The organism is Achromobacter sp. UMC71 (assembly GCF_014170305.1).
Taxonomy (GTDB): Bacteria; Pseudomonadota; Gammaproteobacteria; order Burkholderiales; family Burkholderiaceae_B; genus Achromobacter.
On the sequence record NZ_LZZT01000036.1, the window covers coordinates 83,695 to 97,676 of the forward strand.

A 13,982-nucleotide genomic window follows, 5' to 3' on the forward strand; every position below is an offset into this window, starting at 1 on the left:
TATCGCCATTAGTCTTAGTATGGAGATAACCCCAATGAATAAACCCTTGGACGGGGGCCTGGCGGCCTTGAACGTACCCGCGTACGTCAAGCATCGCGGCCTGATCGACTGGGTCGCCAGCGTCGTTGCGCTGGCCAAGCCGGATCGCGTCGAATGGTGCGATGGTTCGCAGGAAGAATACGATCGCCTGTGCGAACTGATGGTCCGGTCCGGCACCATGCGCCGCCTCAATCCCGCCAAGCGGCCCAATTCATTCCTGGCCTGTTCCGACCCGTCCGACGTGGCGCGCGTCGAAGACCGCACCTTCATCTGTACGGATCGCGCCGAAGAAGCTGGCCCCACCAACAACTGGGCCGATCCGGCCGACATGCGCGATACGCTCAACGGCCTGTTCGACGGCGCCATGCGGGGCCGCACGCTGTATGTGGTGCCGTTTTCCATGGGCCCGCTGGGCTCGGACATCGCCCATATCGGCGTCGAGCTGTCCGACAGCCCCTACGTGGCCGTCAACATGCGCATCATGACGCGCATGGGCAAGCAGGTCTATGACGTGCTGGGCGCCGACGGCGAATTCGTGCCGTGCGTGCACTCGGTCGGCAAACCCCTGGCCGCCGGCGAAACCGACGTGGCCTGGCCCTGCAACCCCACCAAGTACATCGTCCATTTCCCCAAGACCCGCGAAATCTGGAGCTTCGGCTCGGGCTACGGCGGCAATGCGCTGCTGGGCAAGAAATGCTTCGCGCTGCGCATCGCGTCCACCATGGGCCGCGACCAGGGCTGGCTGGCCGAACACATGTTGATCCTGGGCGTCACCTCGCCCAAGGGCCGCAAGTACCACGTGGCCGCCGCCTTCCCGTCGGCCTGCGGCAAGACCAACTTCGCCATGCTGATCCCGCCGCAAGGCATGGACGGCTGGAAGGTCACCACCATCGGCGACGACATCGCCTGGATCAAGCCCGGCGCCGACGGCCGCCTGCACGCCATCAACCCCGAGGCCGGCTACTTCGGCGTGGCCCCGGGCACCAGCGAGCAGACCAACTTCAACGCCATGGCCACGCTCAAGGCCAACGTCATCTTCACCAACGTTGCCCTGACCGACGACGGCGACGTCTGGTGGGAAGGCATGACCGACACGCCGCCCGCCCACCTGATCGACTGGCAAGGGCAGGATTGGACCCCGGCCATCGCCCGCGAAACCGGCCGCAAGGCCGCGCACCCCAACGCGCGCTTCACGGCGCCCGCGGCGCAGTGCCCGTCCATCGACCCCGAATGGGAAAACCCGCAGGGCGTGGTCATCGATGCCTTCATCTTCGGCGGCCGCCGCTCCACCACCGTGCCGCTGGTCACCGAAGCGCGCAATTGGGTCGAAGGCGTCTACATGGCCGCCACCATGGGCTCGGAAACCACCGCCGCGGCCGTCGGCCAGCAGGGCGTGGTGCGGCGCGATCCCTTCGCCATGCTGCCGTTCTGCGGCTACAACATGAGCGATTACTTCAACCACTGGCTCAAGCTGGGCAAGCAGCTCGAAGCCGCCGGCGCCACGCTGCCGCGCATCTACTGCGTCAACTGGTTCCGTAAGGGTCCCGACGGCAAGTTCGTCTGGCCCGGCTTCGGCGAAAACATGCGTGTGCTGCGCTGGATGCTCGGCCGCATCGACGGCCAGGCCGGCGGGGTGGACCAGGTGTTCGGCGTGTCGCCCAGCTACCAGGACATCGACTGGACCGGCCTGGAATTCAGCCCCGACAAGTTCGATCAGATCATGTCGGTCGACTCGGGCGCCTGGCGCGACGAGCTGGCCCTGCACGACGAACTGTTCGGCCAACTGGCCCAGGGCCTGCCCGAAGACCTGCCCGCCACCAAGGTCAAGATCGAAGGCCGCCTGGCCGCGTGATGCTGCCAGCGCGTTCGCAGCCCAAGCCGCGCACGATGACGTGCGCGGCTTTTTCGTGGCGGCGAGTCCGAGCCAGAACCGGACCCCGTGCAATGCGTCGCACCGCAACGAACTACGGCACAATCGTCCCATGAAACTCGATGCCCAAGACCTTGCCAAGATCACGTCCCTGACGCTGGCTCACTACGAAGAAAGCGCCCAGTCATTCGAGGCCGGCACCCGCGACCACGACGTCAGCCAGAACATCGCCGCCTTGCTGCGCCATATCGAAGGCCAGGCGCCGCTCGACATTCTCGACCTGGGCTGCGGCCCGGGCCGCGACCTGAAGACCTTCGCCGCGCTGGGCCACCGCCCGGTGGGCCTGGACGGCACTCCCAGCTTCGTCGAGATGGCCCGCCAGGCCAGCGGCTGCGAAGTCTGGCACCAGGACTTCCTGCACCTGTCCCTGCCGCGGGCGCGCTTTGATGGCATTTTCGCCAACGCCGTCCTGTTTCATGTCCCCGGCCAGGAACTGCCCCGCGTCCTGACAGACCTGCGCGCCGCGCTCAAACCGCGAGGCGTCCTGTTCAGCTCCAACCCCCGCGGCGGCAACCAGGAAGGCTGGAACCGCGGCCGCTACGGCGCCTACCACGACCTGGACGGCTGGCGCGCCTTGCTGCAGAACGCGGGCTTCGAGGAGCTTGAGCATTACTACCGCCCCGACGGCCTGCCCAGGGAACAGCAGCCCTGGCTGGCCAGCGTATGGCGCCGCGTGGATTGAATACGAAGCCCTGGAAGTCTTGATTCACCATGTGATCTGGAGCGTGGCAATGAAAATGGGAACATTCCTGGCATCCCTCAAATGGTGTGTGCTGCTTGGGCCGCTGCTCATGGCCGCCACCGGATGCGCAACGCACGAGGCCCCGAGCGCCGCCCAGAGCACTGCGCCGAAAACGTCGAAGCTGGAGGCACCGGTAAAACAGGTTGCGAATCAGGAGCTGGCGGTAAAGGGTTCCGCCGGCGCGGGGGCGCTGCCGCTTTACGCCTCCAGCGATATCAACGCCCCAGCCCCGCAGATATCGACCGTGCTGATCGTGGTCCATGGCACCCTGCGCAACGCCGACACCTACTTCGAGACGGGCAAGAAAATCGTGTCGGGAGCCGGCACGCCGGACGGCAGCGTGATGGTCGTCGCCCCGCAGTTCCTGACCGCACCGGATGTCGAGAAATTCTCGATGTCCGCCAGTACCTTGACGTGGACCCAAGAGGGCTGGAAAAGCGGCGAGCCCGCCATCGCCCCGGCGCCGATCAGCTCGTTCGAGGCCATTGACGGCTTGCTGGATCACTTCGCGGACAAGAAGCGCTATCCCGCCCTGAAGAATATCGTCGTGATGGGGCATTCCGCCGGCGCCCAGATTGTCCAGCGATATGCCGCGGTAGGGAAAGGCGGGGCGTCCTTGCAGCGCCGCGGCGTGCCCATACGCTATGTCGTCGCGAATCCTTCCAGCTACGTCTATTTCAGCGACGAGCGGCCCTCGCCGTCCCCCGACAAGGCCTGCCCCAGCGCGACGAAATGGAAGTATCAACTTGACGGCGGTCCGCCGTATGTCGCGTCGCAAAACCCTGCCGAGGTCGAGGCAAGATACGCCAGGAAGCACGTGGTGTATCTGCTGGGCCAGGCGGACACCGACCCCTATACCCATTTCATCGATCGTTCCTGCGGCGGCATGGCGCAAGGCCCCAACAGACTCGAACGCGGCCGCGCCTATTTCGACTACCTGAAGAACCGCCACCCCGCCGCCTTCAATCAGCGCGTCGTGGAAGTGCCGGGCGTGGGGCACGACAACCTGGGGATGTTCACGTCGGCTTGCGGCATCGCCGTGTTGTTCGACCGCCCGGTTCCGGCGACGTGTGCGGCGACCCGGCAGTAGACCTGGCGGATCCGCGCGCGTCCGCCTGGGCCCCAGGCGCCGCCGGCCCCCGCCAGATCCGGATACCCACGGCACTTCCCGGACAATCGCCCCGCCTCACATCAACTCCCCCTCAAATCCCTGCACCCGGCGGATAGGCGCCGCCAAATCCGGCTAGTCCCTCCCGCGCCAGCCAGGCCACCATTCACCTCGTCATCCCGTCTTCCACGAGGTCCCGCAATGAAAGGTCTGGCTCACAAAACCGCCATCGTCACGGGTGGCGCCACGCTCATCGGCGCCGGCGTCGTCGCCGCGCTGCGCGCCTACGGTGTGCGCGTCGCTGTCTTCGACATCGACACGGCCGGCGGCGAGCGTCTTGCCGCCACCGACCCCGACGCCATCCGCTTCTGGCCCCTGGACATCACCGACGACGCCCAACTGGCCCGCGGTGTTTCAGAGGCCGCCGCCCATTTCGGCCGCATCGACTTCCTGGTCAACCTGGCCGCCACCTACCTGGACGACGGCGCCGCCTCCGGCCGCGCCGATTGGCTGCGCGCCCTGGACATCAACGTCGTCAGCGCCGTGATGGCCGCCCGCGCCGTCCACCCGCACCTGGCCGCGGCCGGCGGCGGGGCCATCGTCAACTTCACCAGCATCTCCTCGCGCGTCGCCCAGACCGGCCGCTGGCTCTATCCCGTCTCCAAGGCCGCCTTGCTGCAAGTCACCCGCAGCCTGGCCATGGACTATGCCGGCGACAAGATCCGCGTCAATTCCGTGTCTCCCGGCTGGACCTGGTCCCGCGTCATGGACGAGATCACCGGCGGTGACCGCGCCAAGACCGACCGCGTGGCCGCCGACTACCACCTGCTGGGCCGCGTGGGCGATCCCGCCGAAGTGGCCGAAGTCGTCGCCTTCCTCTTGTCCGACCACGCCAGCGTCGTCACCGGCGCCGACTATGCCGCCGACGGCGGCTATTCCGCCATGGGTCCGGAACAGGCCCGTCCCGCCATCCCGCGCCTGGCCGAATAAGGCGCGCCCGAACCCCATGCAATGGCCCGCCGCGTCAGGCGGGCCGGCACCAAAACAGGAGAACGCACATGCGTCGAATTGCGATCGTCGGAGGCGGGCAGGCTGGACTGCCCTTGGCATTGGGCCTGCTGGACAAAGGCTATGACGTCACCGTGGTCACCAACCGCGAACCGGACAACATCCGCCAGGGCAAGGTCATGTCCAGCCAGTGCATGTTCGATGCCTCGCTGCAGATCGAACGCGACCTGGGCCTGAACCAATGGGAAGCCCAGTGCCCGCCCGTCGAAGGCATCGGCCTGGCCGTGCCGCATCCCGAACGCCCCGGGCACAAGCTGATCGACTGGGCCGCGCGCCTGGACAAGCCGGCGCAGGCGGTGGACCAGCGCATCAAGATGCCGGCCTGGATGGAACGGTTCGCGGCCCGCGGCGGCCGCCTGCTGATTCAGGACGGCGGCGTGGCCGAGCTGGAAATCCTGGCCGCCTCGCACGATCTGGTGCTGCTGGCCGCCGGCAAGGGCGACGTGGTCAAGCTGTTTGAACGCGACCCGGTCCGCTCGCGCTTTGACAAGCCGCAGCGCGCCCTGGCGCTGACCTACGTGTCCGGCATGACGCCCGCGCCGGCGTTCTCGCGCGTGGCCTTCAACCTGATCCCGGGCGTGGGCGAGTATTTCGTGTTTCCCGCGCTGACCACCGGCGGCCCTTGCGAGATCATGGTGTTCGAGGGCGTGCCCGGCGGCCCCATGGACTGCTGGCGCGACGTCAAGACGCCGCAGGAACACCTGTTGCAAAGCCTGAACATCCTGCACACCTTCCTGCCGTGGGAGGCCGAGCGCTGCGCCTCGGTGGAGTTGACCGACGCCAACGGCATCCTGGCCGGCAGTTTCGCGCCCACCGTGCGCAAGCCGGTGATGACGCTGCCGTCGGGCCGGCTGGTGTTCGGGCTGGGCGACGCGGTGGTCACCAACGACCCGATCACGGGCCAGGGCTCGAACAACGCCACCAAGGCCTGCGCCGTCTACCTGGACGCGATCCTGGCGCACGGCGATGGCGAATTCACGGCGCAGTGGATGCAGCAGACCTTCGAGCGCTTCTGGGACTACGCCAGCGCCGTGGTGGACTGGACCAACTCGATGCTGCTGCCCCCGCCGCCGCACCTGCTGCAACTGCTGCAGGCCGCGGGCGGCGCGCCCGAACTGGCCCATGCAGTGGCCAACGGGTTCAACCATCCGCCCAGCTTCTTTCCGTGGTGGAGCGATCCGGTGGCGTGCGAAGCCTTCATCGCCGCCAAATCACCGCGGGCGGCTGCGTGATGGCGGCCCTGGACTGGGGCAGCACCGACCTGCACCCCAAGGTCCTGCGTGGCGTGCTGGGCAGCTATCCGACCGGCGTGGCCATCGTGGCCACGCGCTGCGCCGACGGCCGCAAGGTCGGGCTGACCATCAATTCCTTCGCCTCGCTGTCGCTGGACCCGCCACTGGTGCTGTGGAGCCTGGTGAACCGGTCGCCCAACCTGGAGGCGTTTCGCGATTGCCGCCACTTCACCATCAGCGTGCTGGCCTGCGGCCAGGAGGCGCTGGCGCGGCGCTTTGCCGACCCGGCCGTGCCGGACAAGTTCGACGGCACCACGTTGCACGAGGTGCCCGAGGGCGTGCCGGCGATTGCCGGCGCCGTGGCCACGCTGGTCTGCGCCAACGACCAGCAAAGTCCGGCGGGCGACCACCTGCTGCTGTTCGGCCGGGTGCTGCGCGTGGCCAGCCAGGCGGCCACGCCGCTGGTGTTCCACGCGGGGCGGTTCACCGAGCTGCTGCAACCGGATTGACGTAACCGGATCCATGCGGACCGGCCCGCCGCGCTGGCGAACCCAACCCGCGTCCCAGGCTTGACGCAACCGACCTGATCCCATCATGACTCACTCTTGTACGTCCGACGCCCAGATCATCGTGGTGGGCAGCGGTATGAATTCACTGGTGTGCGCCGCGTTGCTGGCGCAGCGCGGCAAATCGGTGCTGGTGCTCGAGCGCAACGATCGCCTGGGCGGCTGCATCCGCACCGAGGAACTGTTCCCGGGCTATCACCACGACGTACTGTCCAGCTGGTACCCGCTGTTTGTCGGCAGTCCGGCCTATGCCGCGCTCAAGCCCGCCTTGCATGCCGCCGGCCTGGAGTTCGCGCAGTGCGGCTACACGACGGGCCTGGCGCTGCCGGACGGCAGCGGCATCGCCTTGAAGCAGGACATCGAAGACAGCGTGCGGCGCCTGGAGGCCTGGGCGGCGGGGGACGGCCAGGCGTTCGGCGCCATGGCGCAGCGCCTGTTCGGCCAGGACGCGGCGCTGACCTTCGGGCTGCTGGGCCAGAACCCCTATGGCGCTGGCATGCTCAAGCTGCTGTTCAACGAATGGCGCCGGCGCGGGTTGGACGGGCTGATGGCATTTGCCGCCGACTCGCTGGAGAGCTTCCGGCGCTGGTCGGACCGCGAGCTGCGGTCCGACGCGGCCCGCGCGCTGATCGCGCCGTGGGTGCTGCATACCGGACTGGGCCCGGACGACGCCTGTTCGGCGCTGATCGGCAAGCTGACCTTCGCCGCGGTGGTGGCGGGCGGCATGCCGGTGGTGAAGGGCGGTAGCCAAGGCGTGGTCGACGCGCTGGCCAAGGTGATCGAACAGCACGGCGGCCGCTTGCTGACCGGCACCACGGTCGAACGCGTCCTGACGCAAGGCGAAGGCCGCCGCCGCCGCGCAGCCGGCGTGCAGGCGAACGGACGCGAGTTCCGCGCCACCGAAGCGGTCGTGTGCAATGTGGTGCCCGGCCAGCTCTACGGCACGCTGCTGCCGGACGCGCCCGAACCTGTGCGCCGCCGCGCCGCCGGCTACCGCCATGGCCGCGGCGGCATGCAGATCCATTTCGCCTTGAATGCGCCGCCCGACTGGCGCACGCCGGAACTGCGCCACGTGCCGCTGGTGCACCTGACCGACAGCATGGAACAGGTCTGCGCGTCGGTGACCGAGGCCAACAACGGCCTGCTGCCAGCCCGGCCCACGCTGGCCATCGGCCAGCCCACGGCGGTGGATCCGTCGCGCGCGCCGGCGGGCGGCTGGATCCTGTGGGTGCAGATGCAGGAACTGCCGGTGCGGATCAAGGGCGATGCCGCCGGACTGATCGCGCCGCCCGCCGACGGGCGTTGGACCGCGGCGCTGCGCGAAGCGATGGCGGACCGGGTGCAGGCGCGCCTGGAACAGGTCATGCCGGGCCTGGCGCCCCGCATCGTCGGCCGCCGCAGCTATTGCCCGGCCGACCTGGAGTCGCTGAATTGCAACCTGGTGGGCGGCGATCCGTATGCCGGCGTCTGCTCGCCCGACCAGTTCTTCTGGCTGCGGCCCTTTGCCGGCAGCCACGGGGCGCGCGCCCACCGCACGCCGCTGCGCAATCTTTTCCACATCGGCGCCGCCACCCATCCGGGCCCCGGACTGGGCGGCGGTTCCGGCTATTTCGTCGCGCAACATCTCGCGCCCCGCGGGGGCAGGAGCGGAACATGAAGAGACACCTGACACGCCGGCTGGCTTGCGCCGCGGCATTGGCGTTGGCAAGCACCGCGGCGCAAGCCACGGAAGGCGGCGGCTTGGGCATCTATCCGGACGGCCTGGAGAACTTCATGTCGGGCGCGCTGCCGCCGCCCGGCGTGCACATGCTGATCTACGGCGGCGGCGCCCGCTACAACAAGCTGCGCGGCAACGACGGCGAACGCCTGCCGGTGCCGGACTTCAAGGTCGACGTCAACGTGCTGGCGCCGCGCCTGATCTGGGTAACGCCGCAGCAGGTGCTGGGCGGCCAGCTGGCCTTTCATGCCATCGCGCCGCTGCTGGACGTGACCTTCAAGGCCGGCGGCCAGCGCTACCGCAGCACCGGCCTGGGCGACATGACGCTGGGCGTGGCGCTGGGCTATCACCTGTCCGAATCGCTGCACTACGTGGTCGGGCTGGACATGTACGCGCCCACCGGCGAATACAGCCGCACCGACCCGTCCAGCCTGGGCAAGAACTACTGGACCGCGCAGCCCGTGTTCGCGCTTAGCCGCATCAGCCCCGACGGCTTGAATGCCGACCTGAAGCTGATGTATGACTTCAATTTCCGCAATTCGGCCACCGACACGCGCTCGGGGCAGGCCATCCACGCCGACTACGCGGTGGGCTGGGGCGTGGGCAAGGGCTGGGTGCTGGGCGTGGGCGGCCATGCGTTCCAGCAGGTCACCGACGACAACGGCCCCAACAGCGCCGCTGGCCGCGCCCGCGCCTTCGGCGTCGGCCCGTCGGTGCGCTACATGAATGACCGCGGCTGGCTCTTTACCGCCAAGTGGCAGCAGGAATTCCAGGTCAAGAACCGTCCGGAAGGTGCGCAGCTCTACGTCAAGCTGGCGATTCCGTTCTAGGAAAGCGTGCGGCGGGCCCGGCGGGGATGCGGATAATCCGCCTGTCGCTGTGAATGGGCTAGACTCAAGGCCTCTCTTCGTTTCAAGTTGCCATCCATGATTGTGAAAGCCTTGCGTGTCGGTGTGGGCCAGCTGATTGTTCTTGGCGACGCGTTGACGCGCCCACGCCCGCAGCAGCGGTCGGCGCAAGGCCAGGCCAGCGTCAATGCGCAAGCCGCCGCGCTGTCGCTCTACCAGTTTCATGCCTGCCCGTTCTGCGTCAAGACGCGGCGCGCGATCCACCGGCTGAACCTGCCGATCGCGCTGCGCGACGCCAAGGGCGATCCCCAGGCGCGCGCCGAGCTGCAGGCCGGCGGCGGCAAGGTGAAAGTGCCTTGCCTGCGCATCGAGGAAGCGGGCGGCACGCGCTGGATGTACGAGTCCAGCGACATCATTGCCTACCTCGAACAACGCTACGCCAACGTGGCCTGACCCCGGCGTTCCCCCACATGACTCTCGCCGTCCGCAGCCTGGCCCTGACCTTGTGCGCGGCCGTTGCGCTGGCGGGCTGCGAGCCGTCGCTGCCGCAACCACCCGCCGGATCCAAGCTCACCGCCGAGACCATCGCCACGCAGGAAACTCCGGCGGCGCTGCAATTCCAGGGCACGCTGGCGGGCAAGCCCATTCATCTGCTCGTCCACGAGTGCAAGGTCTACAAGGTGGATCCGGCGGAGGGCGGCAACGTGGCCTGGACGCTGGTGCTCGAGGGCGAGTTCTATCCGCTGCCCACCCTCTGCATTCGCCAGGAACTGACGGTGAACAAGGGCGTCGCGAAGGTCTTTCTTGGCCGCCAGGCGTTTGGCGCCGGCGGCTGCTGCACCGGGAACCCTGAATACCGTTCCACCGACGGGCTCACCTGGAAGCCGCACTGAGCGGCTTCAGCCGCAACCCTGTATCCGGCAGGGTGCGGCGCATGGCTCTGGGGATGCGCCGGCGTGAGATCGCGGCGCGTGGCGCCACCAGGATTCAGGCGCGCCGGCGCAGGCTCTGGCTGGGGCTTTCGCCGTAGCGCGCCTTGTAGCTGGCGCTGAAGCGGCCCAGGTGGGCAAAGCCCCAGCGCAGCGCCACGCCGGCGATGTTCTGGCATTCGCCCGACACCAGTTCCGCGTGCGCGCGTTCCAGGCGCAGGTCGCGCAGATAATGCATCGGGCTCACGCCCAGGAATTCCTTGAAGCCCGCGTACAGGCTGCGCACGCTGACCCCGGCGATGCGCGCCAGTTGCTCGGCGCTGACGGGTTCGTGCGCGTGCGCCTGCAGGTAGTCCTGCACGCAGCGCACATGGCGCGGCAGCACGGCGGCGCGGCGGCCGGCGGGCGCGTTGCTGTAGTTGTGGGGCAGGGCGGACAGCAAGGTGGCGGCCACCAGCTGTTCCATCTGGTGCACGATCAGCTTGTGCTCGGCCAGGTCGCCGTGCTGCGCGGAACAGTCCAGCAGATACGCCATCAGGCAGCGCCAGGCCGGGCAGTCGCGCCAGCGGAACGCCAGCTGGAACCGCAGCGGCCGGTCCAGCGTGCAGCCCAGATGGCCCACCAGCGTGCGCTCCAGCAGCGAGCGGCCGATGCGCAGCATGAACTGGTCGTTGTCGTCCGCCCAGCGCATCGCCAGGTCGTCGTCGGGGCTGACCACCGAGGCCACGTCGGGCGTGGAATCCACCCGCTGCGCGCCGCTTTCGATCGTGGCGGTGCCCGACAGCGGCATCTGCACCAGGAAGAAGTCCTCGAGCGGCCCCGGCCGGATCTCGACATTCGCGCCGTAGTGCAGCCGGTTCAGCGATACCTCGCCCAGCGGCTGGTGATGCATGCGCGCATCCAGCCGTTGCCGCGGCCCCACCACCCCCAGCAGGTGCGGCCGCATCACCCGGCCCACCATCGAGCGCGCTTCATCCAGATCGCCCGACGCGAACAGCTGCTGCGCCGGCATCGCCAGCACCGCATCGATCCGCCACCCGGCCGGCCGCGGCTCGACCGACTGCCATGACGTGCCGGCATCGGACTGCATCGTGTTCAGCATGGCCGGGATTCCCTCGCTCTTGTCTTGGTGTCCGGCGGCCTGCCGCCACCGGGGTCCCAGGCCCGTCGCGCCTATGCGGCCGCGGACCTTTTGATGGCCCCCATAGTAAAGCGGGCCCGGCCCCGTCGAACTGCTGGAAAACCCGTCCTGAGGGCGAGGAAACTATCCGTTTTTTGCGGCGGCTATCCGCGGACTGCGGAAAACCGGCGGAGGGCGGATGCGCGCCGGGTCTGCTCAGGACCGCGCCGTATCCCGCTGCAACGCAGCATCGGCGCGCATCGGGGATGCCGGGGCCAGCGATACAGACAGGCCGTCGCGCCGGGCATCCTGTCGGCCTGCCTTAGAGGATGGCCAGCAGCCCTTTGCTGGCGATGATGTTGAGCAGCTTGAGCGCCGGCCCGGTAGGGCGGGTATCGCCTTGCTCCCATTTGCGCACGGTCGATGCGGTGGTGTGCAGATACCGAGCGAATACCGGTTGGCTGAAATTCAAGGCTTCCCGCAGGCGCCGGATATCCGTGGCGCCGAACGCCCGTACCGGCGGAGGTGGCGGGCAGAGGGCATCGAACTCGCGCAAGGTGACCTTGCCGATTGCGCCGGCTTCATGAAGCGAGGCCAGATCGCCGCGCAGTGATTCGATCAGTTCGCTCACAATGCACCTCCAATAACACCCCTGACCGCAGCGCCGTCGATAGCGCTTGCGCGGTCAGTTCAAGAAATACCTTTCCTGCGAATTGCAGTGCCCGTTGCTCGTCACACGTGAGGGTCTCTTGGTCATTCTTGGAGAATCCATACAGGAATACGTACAGATGCCCCATTCGAGCCGATACCAGTGTGCGATAGCCGCCGCGCTTTCCGGCACCGGGGCGGGCGACTCGCAACTTGTGGAGCAAGCATTCTCAAAATATACCCGATACGGGCATAGTTTTGCCCGCGCGTCAGTCCGATTTTTCCGAGCCCGCCAAGGTCGTTCGGGCGCTTGTGCTCGTCCGTTGCGGGACCATATCGCGATACGAGTGCTGCCGTCCCGCCTACTGCGATGCTTATGTCCACCCCAAAAGAAAGCGCGGCCACTTCCGTAACGGAAGGGCCGCGCAGTATCGCGATGCCGCGATCATCGGCGGGCGGTCAGGGCCTTGCAGCCCCGTGCCTGCCGGGCGTCAATGCATCTGCCCGTACTTGCCGGCGTTGAAGTCCTGGATCGCCTCGACGATTTCCGCCTGCGAATTCATCACGAACGGTCCATAACCCACCACCGGCTCATCGATCGGCTCGCCACTCAGCACCAGGAACAGCGCGTCGTTGTTCGCTTCGACCGTGATCGACTCGCCGTCGCGGCCAAACAGCGCCAGTTGCGCGTCGCGCGCCACCGACTCGCCGTTGATCAGCACCGTGCCGCGCAGCATCACCAGCATGCTGTTGCGGCCCGCCGGAATGTCGAACGTCGCTGATTTGCCCGCCGTCAGCCGCACGTCCCACACGTCGATCGGCGTGAACGTGCGCGCCGGCCCGGTCTGGCCCGCGAAACTGCCCGCGATCACCCGCAGCGAACCCGCGTCATCCGGCAAGGCCACCACCGGAATGTCCGCGTTCAGCAGGCTCTGGTAGCCCGCCGGCGCCTTCTTGTCCTTGGCCGGCAGGTTCACCCACAGCTGCACCATCTCCAGCTCGCCGCCTTGGCGCGTGAACGCCGGCGAATGGAACTCTTCATGCAGAATTCCCGACGCCGCCGTCATCCACTGCACGTCGCCCGGCCCGATCACGCCACCGTTGCCGGTGGAATCGCGATGCTCGACTTCACCGCTGTAGACAATGGTCACCGTCTCGAACCCGCGGTGCGGATGCTGACCCACGCCGCGCGGCTGCGAAGCTGGCGTGAACTGCGCCGGACCGGCGTAGTCCAGCAGCAGAAACGGGCTGACATCCTTGCCCTTGTCCCCATAAGAAAACATCGAGCGCACCGGAAAACCGTCGCCCACCCAGTGGGGACGCGCGCTGGCATGCACACCCAGAATCTTCTTCATGATCGTCTTTCCTGTTGCGCGGCCCCTGCGGGGCCGTTCGTCATACCTATCAAGATAAGGGCGATACCCCTGTTCCGGTAGCCCCGGCATTGATAAGCACCGTTCCATGAATAGGACAGCGGCAATGCCAACGTCATCCGTCCGCCTTCACGGGGCTCCATCAAGATTCGGCGTCATGAGCCCGCGTCCTCCTCGCGTATCCTTGCGCCATGAGTTTCCTCGCCGACCGCGCCATGAACGAGCCGTCCCATCACGTCCAAGGCTTTCCCCCCGTCGCCGCCGCCGACGCCCGCATCCTGATCCTGGGCTCCATGCCCGGCATCGCCTCGCTCAAGCAGACCCGCTACTACGCCCATCCCCGCAACGCCTTCTGGCCCATCGCCGCCCAAGTCCTGGGCTTTCCCCCCGCCGCCGACTACCTCCACCGCTTGCAAGCCCTGCAACACGCCCGCATTGCTCTCTGGGACGTCCTGCAAACCTGCGAACGCCCCGGCAGCCTGGACGCCGCCATCCGCCCCGACACTCTGGTCCCGAACGACTTCGCGTCCTTCCTCCAGGCCCACCCCCACGTTATCCGTATCTGCTTTAACGGCACCAAGGCCGCCGCCCTCTACCGCCGCCACGTGCTGCCGCAGCTGACCCCCGCCCATCCCCTGCAATTCCTGGACCTTCCCTCCACC

15 protein-coding genes are annotated in these 13,982 nt (G+C 67.7%); 11 read left to right on the forward strand and 4 right to left on the reverse strand.

Translation table 11 applies throughout. The features are described from left to right. Positions 1–34 precede the first annotated feature (34 nt). The 10 genes from A9974_RS17750 to A9974_RS17795 all read left to right on the forward strand — a co-directional run bounded on the left by A9974_RS17750 (position 35) and on the right by A9974_RS17795 (position 10,143). Complete coding sequence (locus tag A9974_RS17750; protein WP_183005482.1) at positions 35–1,891, forward strand: phosphoenolpyruvate carboxykinase (GTP); 1,857 nt, start codon at positions 35–37, stop codon at positions 1,889–1,891. A gap of 130 nt (positions 1,892–2,021) precedes the next feature. After that, complete coding sequence (locus A9974_RS17755) at positions 2,022–2,651, forward strand: class I SAM-dependent methyltransferase (RefSeq protein ID WP_183005483.1); 630 nt, start codon at positions 2,022–2,024, stop codon at positions 2,649–2,651. Between the two features lie 49 nt (positions 2,652–2,700). Beyond that, positions 2,701–3,801 (forward strand): alpha/beta hydrolase, encoded by a 1,101-nt coding sequence (locus A9974_RS17760; protein WP_183005484.1) that lies wholly within the window; start codon positions 2,701–2,703, stop codon positions 3,799–3,801. 219 nt (positions 3,802–4,020) lie between these two features. Next, a complete protein-coding gene (locus A9974_RS17765; RefSeq protein ID WP_183005485.1) occupies positions 4,021–4,809 on the forward strand; it encodes an SDR family oxidoreductase in 789 nt (262 codons plus the stop codon). 68 nt (positions 4,810–4,877) lie between these two features. Next, positions 4,878–6,119 (forward strand): styrene monooxygenase/indole monooxygenase family protein, encoded by a 1,242-nt coding sequence (locus A9974_RS17770; protein ID WP_183005486.1) that lies wholly within the window; start codon positions 4,878–4,880, stop codon positions 6,117–6,119. Continuing rightward, the gene (locus A9974_RS17775; protein WP_183005487.1) at positions 6,119–6,628 is read left to right on the forward strand and encodes a flavin reductase family protein; all 510 of its coding nucleotides are present in this window, start codon (positions 6,119–6,121) and stop codon (positions 6,626–6,628) included. Before A9974_RS17770 ends, A9974_RS17775 begins: the two co-directional genes overlap by 1 nt. Positions 6,629–6,713: 85 nt before the next feature. Next, positions 6,714–8,342 carry an NAD(P)/FAD-dependent oxidoreductase gene (locus tag A9974_RS17780; RefSeq protein WP_183005488.1) on the forward strand — a complete coding sequence of 543 codons (1,629 nt, stop codon included), beginning with the start codon at positions 6,714–6,716 and terminating at the stop codon, positions 8,340–8,342. Further along, the gene (locus A9974_RS17785; protein ID WP_183005489.1) at positions 8,339–9,232 is read left to right on the forward strand and encodes a transporter; all 894 of its coding nucleotides are present in this window, start codon (positions 8,339–8,341) and stop codon (positions 9,230–9,232) included. Before A9974_RS17780 ends, A9974_RS17785 begins: the two co-directional genes overlap by 4 nt. Positions 9,233–9,328: 96 nt before the next feature. Next, entirely contained in the window at positions 9,329–9,703 is a 375-nt protein-coding gene (locus A9974_RS17790; RefSeq protein ID WP_183005490.1) for a glutathione S-transferase N-terminal domain-containing protein, read from the forward strand. Between the two features lie 17 nt (positions 9,704–9,720). Next, positions 9,721–10,143: a hypothetical protein gene (locus tag A9974_RS17795; protein WP_183005491.1), complete on the forward strand. Its 423-nt coding sequence runs from the start codon at positions 9,721–9,723 to the stop codon at positions 10,141–10,143. Positions 10,144–10,237: 94 nt separating this feature from the next. Here the strand turns inward: A9974_RS17795 and A9974_RS17800 are convergent, their stop codons facing one another. From A9974_RS17800 to A9974_RS17815, 4 genes are all read right to left on the reverse strand, one after another. Next, positions 10,238–11,281, reverse strand: a complete 1,044-nt coding sequence (locus A9974_RS17800) for an AraC family transcriptional regulator (protein ID WP_183005492.1) — start codon at positions 11,279–11,281, stop codon at positions 10,238–10,240. 340 nt (positions 11,282–11,621) lie between these two features. After that, complete coding sequence (locus A9974_RS17805) at positions 11,622–11,930, reverse strand: DNA-binding transcriptional regulator (RefSeq protein WP_183005493.1); 309 nt, start codon at positions 11,928–11,930, stop codon at positions 11,622–11,624. Further along, positions 11,881–12,171, reverse strand: a complete 291-nt coding sequence (locus A9974_RS17810) for a type II toxin-antitoxin system RelE/ParE family toxin (RefSeq protein ID WP_183005494.1) — start codon at positions 12,169–12,171, stop codon at positions 11,881–11,883. The genes A9974_RS17805 and A9974_RS17810 overlap by 50 nt, the downstream gene beginning before the upstream one ends. 267 nt (positions 12,172–12,438) lie before the next feature. After that, positions 12,439–13,302: a pirin family protein gene (locus tag A9974_RS17815; protein ID WP_183005495.1), complete on the reverse strand. Its 864-nt coding sequence runs from the start codon at positions 13,300–13,302 to the stop codon at positions 12,439–12,441. 209 nt (positions 13,303–13,511) lie between these two features. Between A9974_RS17815 and A9974_RS17820 the strand changes: the two genes are divergently transcribed. After that, the coding region (locus A9974_RS17820; RefSeq protein WP_183005496.1) for a DNA-deoxyinosine glycosylase at positions 13,512–13,982 on the forward strand (471 nt) is incomplete at its 3' end.

What these genes read in the sequence shown, in the direction of transcription:
- A9974_RS17760 (WP_183005484.1), top strand. Translation starts at nt 2,701, where the DNA reads ATGAAAATGGGAACATTCCTGGCATCCCTCAAATGGTGTGTGCTGCTT.
- A9974_RS17785 (WP_183005489.1), top strand. Translation starts at nt 8,339, where the DNA reads ATGAAGAGACACCTGACACGCCGGCTGGCTTGCGCCGCGGCATTGGCG.
- A9974_RS17770 (WP_183005486.1), top strand. Translation starts at nt 4,878, where the DNA reads ATGCGTCGAATTGCGATCGTCGGAGGCGGGCAGGCTGGACTGCCCTTG.
- A9974_RS17815 (WP_183005495.1), bottom strand. Translation starts at nt 13,302, where the DNA reads ATGAAGAAGATTCTGGGTGTGCATGCCAGCGCGCGTCCCCACTGGGTG.
- A9974_RS17780 (WP_183005488.1), top strand. Translation starts at nt 6,714, where the DNA reads ATGACTCACTCTTGTACGTCCGACGCCCAGATCATCGTGGTGGGCAGC.
- A9974_RS17765 (WP_183005485.1), top strand. Translation starts at nt 4,021, where the DNA reads ATGAAAGGTCTGGCTCACAAAACCGCCATCGTCACGGGTGGCGCCACG.
- A9974_RS17800 (WP_183005492.1), bottom strand. Translation starts at nt 11,281, where the DNA reads ATGCTGAACACGATGCAGTCCGATGCCGGCACGTCATGGCAGTCGGTC.
- A9974_RS17795 (WP_183005491.1), top strand. Translation starts at nt 9,721, where the DNA reads ATGACTCTCGCCGTCCGCAGCCTGGCCCTGACCTTGTGCGCGGCCGTT.
- A9974_RS17750 (WP_183005482.1), top strand. Translation starts at nt 35, where the DNA reads ATGAATAAACCCTTGGACGGGGGCCTGGCGGCCTTGAACGTACCCGCG.
- A9974_RS17775 (WP_183005487.1), top strand. Translation starts at nt 6,119, where the DNA reads ATGGCGGCCCTGGACTGGGGCAGCACCGACCTGCACCCCAAGGTCCTG.
- A9974_RS17790 (WP_183005490.1), top strand. Translation starts at nt 9,329, where the DNA reads ATGATTGTGAAAGCCTTGCGTGTCGGTGTGGGCCAGCTGATTGTTCTT.
- A9974_RS17755 (WP_183005483.1), top strand. Translation starts at nt 2,022, where the DNA reads ATGAAACTCGATGCCCAAGACCTTGCCAAGATCACGTCCCTGACGCTG.